This window comes from Micromonospora sp. NPDC049374 (genome assembly GCF_040677165.1).
GTDB lineage: Bacteria > Actinomycetota > Actinomycetes > Mycobacteriales > Micromonosporaceae > Micromonospora.
Genome location: NZ_JBFAQH010000035.1, coordinates 1 through 10,320, shown reverse-complemented (window position 1 = coordinate 10,320; position 10,320 = coordinate 1). Strand labels below are relative to the sequence as shown.

Genomic DNA, 10,320 nt, shown 5'->3' with positions numbered 1-10,320 from the left:
CGACAAACCCACCCGCGCCTCGAAAACCGCCCCAAACGTCCCCGCAGGAAGATCAACCACAGTGCCGTTCCAACCGAGCAGAAGCTGCTCCCGCTGCGGCGCCTCGAGCACCTCCACCGCGTGCACCGGAACATCGCCCTCGCCGAGCGCGGCGACCAGATTCTCGACGGCGGTGCACAGCAACCGCCCGATCGCCTCCGGGTCGAGGGGGTTGATCACCTCCACGCTGAGGCTCAGCCCGCCCGTATCCCGGTCGTTGACCGCCACCGTCAGTGGATAGTTCGTCCGCTCCCGCGAGTAGACGCTGCGGATGCCCTGCTGCGTCCCACTCGGCTCCCCGCCCGGCGCGACAAACCGGTAGTTGAACAGCGACGTGAACAGCGGCGTGTTCTCGGCGACCCCGCTCGCCTGCTGTGCCACGGCCAGCGACGCGTGCTCGTGCTCCAACAGCGCCGCGAGCTGCCGCCGCATCTCCGCCACCGCGGCGCGCACCCCCACCCGCCCGGTCGGCACCCGCACCGGCAGCGTGTTGATGAACGGACCGACCACCCGGTCGGCGCCCGCACCCGCGTTCATCCGGCCGAACAACACCGTGCCGAACACCACGTCGTCACGGCCCGACAGCACCGACAGCACCCGCGCCCACGCCACGTGCAGCACGGTCGCCGCGCTCACGCCGAGTTGCCGCGACACCTCGCGCAGCCGGCCGGCGACGTCGTCCGGCACCGGCACCACCGCGGCGGTCGACCCGGTGCCGTCGCCCAGCACGTCCATCAGGCCGTACGGCGCGGTCGGCTCCGTCACGTCGCCGAGCAGCGCCGCGAAGTACCGCTCGTGCTCGGCCCGCGGAACGCTGCGGGCCTGCGCCACGAAGTTGCGGAACGGCAGGGCCGGCGCCAGCTCCGCCGACCGCCCGTCGAGGATTGCCTGCACCTCCTGCTGGAGGACGTCCATGCCCTGGTGGTCCTGGAGCATGTGGTGCATCCGCAGCAGACCCAGCCAGCCGTCACCGCCCCGCGCCACGTGCACGTCCATCAGCGGCGGCCGGCTCAGGTCCATGCCCGACCCGGCCAGCTCGACCAGACCGGCCACCGGGTCGGCCGCCAGTTCCTCGCCGAGCAGGTGGGTCGTCACCGGCAGCGCGACGGTGCGCCACACCACCTGCGCCGGCTCCGGCAGCCCGTCCCACACGACCGCGGTGCGGTAGATGTCGTGCCGGTTCACGACCTGTTGGAGCGCGGCCACGAACGCGTCGAGGTGGCCCCGTGTGTCGAACCGCATGACGAACGCCGAGACGTACGGATCCTCGCCGTCCCGGGCCATCAGATGGTGGAACAGCAGGCCTTCCTGAAGCGGCGCCAACGGGTACACGTCGGCCACGTTCGCCGCGCCGCCTTCGACGCCGGCTACCACGCGCTCGACATCGGCGTCGGTGAACGCGACCAGCGGCAGCATGTCCGCCGTGATGTGGTCCGCGCCGTCCGGGATCAGGTTGTCCGGTACCACGAGCACGTCGGCCGCGGTGGTGGAGGCCAGCCCGGCCGGGGTCGGGGTCTCGAACAGCGCCCGCACCGACACCGCGACACCGCGGCCGCGCAGCAGCTCCACCAGCCGCACCGCGAGCAGCGAATGGCCGCCCAGGCGGAAGAAGTCGTCATCGACGCCGACCCGGTCGAGGCCGAGCACCTCGGCGAAGACCGCGCACAGGATCTCCTCCTGCGCCGTGGCCGGGTCGCGGCCCGTGCCGGCCGAGTAGTCCGGCGCCGGCAACGCCCGCCGGTCCAGCTTGCCGTTGACGGTCAGCGGCAGCCGGTCCAGCACCACCACCGCGGCGGGCACCATGTACTCCGGCAGCTGCTGCCCCGCGAACTCGGCCAGGCCGGTGACACCGGCGTTGCCGTCGGCCGGTACGACGTACGCCACCAATCGCCGATCCCCAGGGGCGTCCTCGCGCACCGTCACCGCGGCGTGGAGCACGTCCGGGTGGGCCTGAAGGACCGCCTCGATCTCGCCCGGCTCGATGCGGTAGCCGCGGACCTTGACCTGTTGGTCGACCCGGCCGGCGTACATAAGTTGCCCGTCCGGGGTCCATTTCACCAGGTCGCCGGTGCGGTACATCCGCTCGTCGGAGCCGAACGGGCAGGCCACGAACCGTTCGGCGGTCAACGCGGCACGGCCCACATAGCCGCGCGCCACCCCGGCGCCGGCGATGTAGAGTTCACCGGCCACGCCCGGCGGCACCGGGGCCAGGCTGTCGTCGAGCACGTACGCCCGGGTGTTCGCGATCGGGCCGCCCACGGTCGGGGCCTGGCCCACGGACAGCGGCGCCGACATCGTGGCGCACACCGAGGTTTCGGTCGGGCCGTACGCGTTCACCAGCTGCCGCCCGGTCGCCCACCGGTCCACCAGGGCCCGGTCCAGCGCCTCGCCCGCGGACACCACGGTCCCGACCGAGCGGACGGTTGCCGGGTCCAGCACGGCCAGCACCGCCGGCGGCAGGGTCGCGTGGGTCACCGCGTGCCGGTCCAGCAGCTCCGCCAGGCCCGAACCGGGCCGCAGCTCGTCGGCGGGGGCCACGACCAGCGCGCCGCCGCCACCCAACGCCATCAGCAGTTCCCACGTCGCGGCGTCAAAGCCGATCGACGCGAACTGGAGCACCCGCGCGCCCGGCCCGGTGTTCCAGGTCCGGGCCTGCGCCAGCCGCAGGTTCACCGCACCGGCATGCGACACGACGACGCCCTTCGGGGTGCCGGTCGACCCGGACGTGTAGATCACATACGCCGCACCGGCCGCTGAGAGCCTTACCGGCACCGGGCTGTCGTCGACGTCGCCCAGCTCCGACACCACCGTGGCCGGCACGGTCCAGTCGCCCTCCGTCGAGGTCAGCACGTGCTGCGCGCCACTGTCGGACAGCATGAACTCGATGCGCCGGGCCGGCGCCTTCGGGTCGATCGGCAGATAGGCGCCGCCGGCCTTCCACACGCCGAGCAGCGCGGTCACCAGGTCGACGCCGCGGTCCATCACGACCGCGACGACCGACTCCGCCCGGACTCCCTGGGCGGCCAGGTGCCGCGCCACCCGGTTGGCCGCCGCGTCCAGCTCGCGGTAGGACAGCTCGACGCCGTCGCCGATCACCGCGACCGCGTCCGGGAAGGCGGCGACCTGCCGGTCGAACAGGTCCACGACGGTGGCGTCGGTGATCTCGGCGGCGGTGTCGTTCCACCCGACCAGCACCCGGTCCCGCAGGCTCGCGTCGAGCAGTTCGACGCCGCGCAGCCGGGTGCCGGGGGTGGCGGTCAGAGCCGTCAGCACCCGTACGAACCATTCGGCGATCCGTTCCGCGGTCGGCGCGTCGAACAGGTCGGCCGCGACCACGAGCACACCGTGCAGTCCGGCCGGGCGGCCGTCGGTGTCGAACGCCTCGGCTGCGGTCATCTCCACGTCGAATCGCGCGTTCACCGCTCCGGCTTGCGCCGATGGCCGGCCGGCAGTGCCGCGTTCGAGGTTCTGCAGGGTGAGCATCACCTGGAACAGCGGATGCCGGGCCAGCGACCGCAACGGCGCCAGCTCCTCCACGAGACGCTCGAACGGCACGTCCTGGTGTTCCAGAGCATCCAACGTGGACCGCCGCACCCGACCCAACACCTCAGCGAACGTCGGGTCACCCGACAGGTCCGTACGCAGCACCAAGGTATTGACGAAGAACCCGACCAGATCGTCCAACGCCTCGTCATTGCGCCCCGCCACCGGGAAACCGATCGGAATATCATTCCCGGCACCCAGCCGGGACAACAACACCGCGAACGCGGCCTGCAACACCATGAACGTGGTCACGCCCTCGGCCCGAGCCAACTCGACAAGCCGCAAATGCACCTCAGCCGACACCGACAGCGGCACCTGATACCCACGATGCGAAGCCACCGCCGGCCGCGGATGATCCACCGGCAGAGTCAACTCCTCCGGCGCACCCGACAACGCCTCCCGCCAATAGGACACCTGCGCCGACAACAGGCTCCCCGGATCCGACTCCGACCCCAGCAACTCACGCTGCCAAACCGCGTAATCGGCATACTGCACCGGCAACGGCACCCACACCGGCGCCTCACCCCGCAACCGCGCCTCATACGCCAACGCCAGATCCCGATTCAACGGCGCCGCCGACCAACCGTCGCTAGCGATGTGATGCACCACCAACACGAGAACAGAAGGCTCAAACAACCACGCCCGGATCGGCAACTCAACAGCGAGATCGAACGCATAGCCGGTCGCCTCACCCACAACCCGATCCAGCTCCTCCGGCGCCACCGCCTGCACCCGAAGAACCGACGGCACCTCCCCAACATCCAGAATCCGTTGATACGGCTCACCGTCCGCCACCGCGAACACCGTCCGCAACGACTCATGACGACCAATCACGTCACGCAACGCCGCATCCAACGCGCCAACATCCACCCCACCATCCAGACGCACCACCACCGGAAGGTTGTAAAGCGGACTCGGCCCTTCAAGCTGACCAAGGAACCACAACCGCTGCTGCGCAAACGACAACGGCACACGCTCCGGCCGGTTGTCCGTCCTGATGGCAAGCCGCGCCCGACCAGCATGGCCAGCCGCCAGCCACCCCACCAAACCCGCCACAGTCGGCGCCTCGAACAACACCCTCAGCGGAATCTCGGCACCCAACACCGCCCGAACCCGCGACGACAACCGCACCGCCAACAGCGAATGCCCACCCAGACGGAAGAAGTCATCATCGACGCCCACCCGATCCAGCCCCAGCACCTCGGCGAAGACCCCGCACAGGATCTCCTCCTGCACCGACACCGGACCACGACCGGACCCCACCTCATACTCCGGCGCCGGCAACGCCCGCCGATCCAACTTCCCATTCACCGTCAACGGCAACCGATCCAGCACCACCACCACCGACGGCACCATGTACTCCGGCAACCGCTGCCCCACAAACTCCCGCAACCCAGTGACGTCCCCACCGGCCGACACCACATAAGCCACCAGACGCCTGTCCCCCGGCACGTCCTCACGAGCAACGACCGCAACCTGCGAAACCTGCGGATGCTCCTGAAGAACCGCTTCGACCTCGCCGGGCTCGATCCGGAAGCCACGAACCTTGACCTGCTGATCCGCGCGACCCGCGAACACCAACTGCCCGTCGGCCGACCACTTCGCCAGATCACCCGAGCGGTACATCCGCTCACCAGCAACAAACGGCGACGCCACGAACCGCTGCCCGGTCAGACCCGGCTGACCAACGTAACCCCGCGACACCTGCACACCGGCCACATAAAGCTCACCCACCACACCAGGCGCAACCGGCCGAAGCCGATCATCGAGCACAAACAACGACGTACCAGCCAGACCACGGCCCACCACACTGCCGAACTCGTCACCAGTCAACTGCCACACCGTGGAATGCACCGTGGTCTCAGTAATGCCATACATATTGACCAGCCGCGGCCCACCCTCGGTCAGCCAGCCATAGACCCGCGACGGCTCCAACGCCTCACCCGCGAACACCACCAACCGCACCGACTCCAACGGCACAGGAGCCACCGACAACAACTGGTAGAACGCCGACGGAGTCTGACTCAGAATCGTCACACCCTCAGCCGCGAGCAACCCAACAAACTCCTGCGGACTCCGCGACACCCCAAACGGCACCACCACCACCCGCGCGCCGTGCACCAGCGCACCCCACAACTCCCACACCGACACATCGAACGCGAACGAATGGAAACAACTCCACACATCATCCGCCACGAGCCCAAACGCATCACGAGCCGCAGCCAACAAACCGAGAACATTACGATGGCTGACCACCACACCCTTCGGCACGCCAGTCGAACCCGACGTATAAATCACATACGCCGCCGACTCCACCGACACCACCCGACCCAACGACACATCGGGCAACCCGGCAATCAACCCCACCGTCTCCGGATCGTCCAACACCACCACCGACCCGGACACCAACGACACACACGCCCGCGACGTCAACACCACCACGACCGCCGCATCACCCAACACCTGACCCACCCGCTGCACCGGCGACCGCGGATCCACCGGCACATACGCCGCACCCGCCTTCACCACCGCCAGCAGCGACACCACCACATCAACACCACGCTCCAACACCACCCCGACCGACGACCCCGAACCAACACCCAACCCAGCCAAATGCCAAGCAAGACGATTCGCCGCCGCATCCAACTCGCCATAGGTCAACGACACCCCATCAGCCACCACCGCCACCGCCTCCGGAGCCACCGCAACACGCTGCTCGACAAGACCAGCCAACGTCACGTCAGGCAGGTTGGCGGCTGCGGTATTCCAGCCAGACAGCAGCTGCTCGCGCTGCTTCGCGGCGAGCACCTCGACGGCGTGCAGCCGCACGTCCGCCGTGCTGGTCACAGTGGCCAGCACCCGCCCGTACCACTCGGCTAGCCGCTCGGCGGTCGACGCGTCGAACATGTCCGCCGCGACCGTCACCGAGCCGTGCAGGCCCGCCGGCCGGCCCTGCGCGTCGAACGACTCGACCACGACGACTTCCAGGTCGAATCGCGACGTGGTGGCCGAGTTCCCGAGCTTCGGCCCGGCCGCCGTCGACGTGGCCTGAGGCAGGCCCACCGTGCCGCGCTCGAGGTTCTGGACGGTCAGCATCACCTGGAACAGCGGGTGGCGGGCCATGGACCGGCTCGGTGCCAGCTCCTCGACCAGCCGCTCGAACGGCACGTCCTGGTGTTCCAGGGCACCCAGGCAGGCCTGCCGGGAGCGGGCCAGCACCTCGGTGAAGGTCGGGTCGCCGGACAGGTCGGTGCGGACGACCAGGTTGTTGACGAAGAAGCCGATCAGGTCGTTGAGCGCCTCCTCGTTGCGGCCCGCGACCGGGAAGCCGATCGGGATGTCGGTGCCGGCGCCCAGCCGGGACAGCAGTACCGCGAGCGCCGACTGGAGCACCATGAACGGCGTGACGCCCTGGGCCCGGGCCAGCTTGGCCAGCCGCCGGTGCACCGCAGGCGGCACCTTCAGCGGCGCCATGTGCCCACGGTGCGAGGCCACCAGCGGACGCGGCCGGTCGACCGGCAGGGTCAGCTCCTCGGGGAGCCCGGCCAACTGCTCACGCCAGTAGCCGACCTGGGCGGACAGCACGCTCTCCGGGTCGGTCTCCGAGCCGAGCAGTTCCCGCTGCCACAGCGCGTAGTCGGCGTACTGCACCGGCAGCGGCTCCCACACCGGTGCCTCGTTGCGCAGCCGGGCCTCGTACGCGGTGGACAGGTCCCGGCCCAACGGCGCCATCGACCAGCCGTCGCTGGCGATGTGATGCACCACGAGCACGAGCACGGACTCGCCCGCGTCGGTCCGGAACAGCCACGCCCGGATCGGCACCTCCGCCGCGAGGTCGAAAGCATGCAGCGACGCCGCCGCCACGGCCTCCTCGAGACCGTCCGGCGCGACCTCCCGAACGTCGAGCTCCCAGTCGAGCTGGTCCGGGTCCAGGATCTGCTGGTAGGGCTCGCCGTCAGCCACCGCGATCAGCGTCCGCAGCGACTCGTGCCGGCCGAGCACGTCCCGCAGGGCGGCGCCCAGCGCCGCCACGTCGAGGTCGGCGCCCAGCCGGAGCAGCACCGGGATGTTGTAGACCGGGCTGGGCCCTTCGAGCTGACCCAGGAACCACAACCGCCGCTGCGCGAATGACAAGGGGATCACGACTGCTCCTTACGCATCGGCCGCAACGCCGGTCGGTTTGATGTAGGCCGTCCGAGCTTCGTCGCGAGCGCCGCCGGGGTCGGCGTGTCGAACAGCTCGCGCAGGGACAGTTCGGCGCCCAGGACGGCACGAACCCGGGACACCACACGGATGGCCAGCAGTGAATGGCCGCCCGACGCGAAGAAGTCGTCGTCGGCGCTCACCCGGTCCAGCCCGAGGACCTCGGCGAACACCTCGCAGAGGGCCGTCTCGTTCGCGTTCGCCGGGGCTCGGCCGGTGCCGGCCTGCGGCGCGTAGTCGGGCGCGGGCAGCGCCCGGCGGTCCAGTTTGCCGTTGACGGTCAGCGGCAGCCGGTCGAGCCGCACCACCGCGGACGGCACCATGTAGTCCGGCAGCCGCTGCGCGGCGAACTGCCGCACATCGGCGACGTCGTCGTCCGCCACCACGTAGGCGACGAGCCGCTTGTCGCCGGGCGTGTCCTCGCGCACGATGACCGCGGTCTGGATCACGTCCGGATGGTCGTCCAGCACGGCTTGGATCTCGCCCGGCTCGATCCGGAACCCGCGGATCTTCACCTGCTGGTCGGCTCGGCCCTCGTAGACCAGCTGCCCGTCGGCCGACCACTTCGCGAGGTCGCCCGAGCGGTACATCCGTTCGCCGGGGGCGTACGGCGACGCGACGAATCGCTGGCTCGTCAGGCCCGGCCGGCCCACGTAGCCGCGGGCCACCCCGGCGCCGGCGATGTACAGCTCGCCAGCCACGCCGGGCGGCACCGGCTGCAGTGCCTCGTCGAGGACGTACAGGCGAGTGTTGGCGATCGGCCGCCCGATCGGCACGGTGTCGCCGACCTCCTGCCCGGCGGACACCTCGTACACGCAGCAGCCGACCACCGTCTCGGTCGGGCCGTACTCGTTTACCACGACCGAGCCGGGCGCGCGCTCCAGCCACGCCCGGACCACCGGTCCGGGCAGCGCCTCGCCGCCCACCACCCAGGTGCGGGCGGCGCCGGCCGCGGCCTCGCCGGAGAGCGACTCGGCGAGCAGCGGCAGATGCGCCGGCACGACCTTCGCGAGCCCGAACCCGCCGCGTTCGCCCAGCAGCGCGGCCAGGCCGTCGGCGTCGCCGGCCTCGTGCACCACCACGGGTGATCCGGTCACCAGTGGCACCAGCACGCTCGTGACCGTCAGGTCGAACGCCAGCGAAGAGTGCAGCGGCGCGCCACCGCCGCCGGGTGCCATCCGGTAGGCCTCGGCCGCCCACAGCAGATAGTTCGTCAGGCCGCCGTGGGTGACCGCCACGCCCTTCGGCGTGCCGGTCGAACCCGACGTGTAGATGACGTAGGCCAAACCCGCCGGGCCGACCGACACCGCCGGGTCGGTGCCCGGCTGGGCGGCGACCATCGCCGCGACCATCCGGTCGTCGACGGCGACCATCCGCACCCGGCCGGCCGGCAGCTCGTCCAGCACGTCCTCGGTGCCGAGCAGTACCGCCACCCGACAGTCGGCCAGCATGAACGCGATCCGGTCGGCGGGCAGCTCCGGGTCGATCGGCAGGTACGCCGCGCCGGCCTTCCACACCGCCAGGATCGCGGTCACCATCGCCGCGCTGCGCGGCAGGCACAGGCCCACCACCGATTCCGCGCCGATCCCCTGGCTCACCAGGTAGCCGGCGAGGCGGTTCGCGGCGGCATCAAGCTCCACGAAGGACAGTTGTGCATCGTCGGCGACCACCGCGACCGCGTCCGGGGTCTCGGCCACCTGCCGGGCGAACAGCTCGGCCGCGGTGGCGTCGGCGACCTCGGTCGCGGTGTCGTTCCAGCCGGACAGCACCTGGTCCCGCTGCCTGGCGTCGAGTACCCGCAGGGCGCTGACCGGGGTGTCGGGGCGGTCGGTCAGCGCGCCGACCAGGTTCTCCAGCGTGGTGCAGAGCAACTGCCCGACCGCGTACGGATCGATCGGGTCGACGGCGAGGATCGTCCAGCTCAGCCCGTGGCCGCCCAGGTCGTTGACCGACACGGCCAGGGGGTAGTTCGTCCGCTCGCTGGAGTAGACGCCGCGCATACCTTCGGACGAGGTGTCCGGACGGGAGTTGCCGTGCCCGGCGTGACGGTAGTTGAACAGCGACGTGAACAGCGGCGTGTTCTCCGTGATACCGCTGGCCTGCTGCGCCACCGCGAGCGGCGCGTGCTCGTGTTCCAGCAGTGCGGCGAGCTGGCTGCGCATCTGCTCGACCGCCGCGCGGACGCCGACGTCGCCGGTCGGCATCCGCACCGGGAGCGTGTTGATGAACGGACCGACCACGCGGTCGGCACCGGCGCCCGCGTTCATCCGGCCGAACAAAGTGGTGCCGAAGACGACGTCGTCGCGCCCCGACAGCACGGCCAGCACCCGGGCCCACGCCACGTGCAGCACCGTCGCCGGGCTCACACCGAGACGCCGCGACACGTCCCGCAGCCGATCGGCGACATCCTGGGGGATCGGCATCCCGGCCGACGTCCCGGCACCGTCGCCGCTGACGTCCATCAACCCGTACGGCGCGGTCGGCTCGGTCACGTCGCCCAGCAGCTCGGCGAAGAACCGCTCGTGCTCCTCCCGC

General features: G+C 70.5%; 2 protein-coding genes. Both read right to left on the bottom strand.

The annotated features are described in order from the left end of the window. On the bottom strand, positions 1-7,725 hold a 7,725-nt coding region (locus AB0J93_RS29990; protein WP_363925717.1), incomplete at its 3' end, for an amino acid adenylation domain-containing protein. Continuing rightward, positions 7,722-10,320 (bottom strand): amino acid adenylation domain-containing protein (locus AB0J93_RS29985; RefSeq protein ID WP_363925716.1); only part of this gene is annotated, 2,599 nt, incomplete at its 5' end. The genes AB0J93_RS29985 and AB0J93_RS29990, both read right to left, overlap by 4 nt.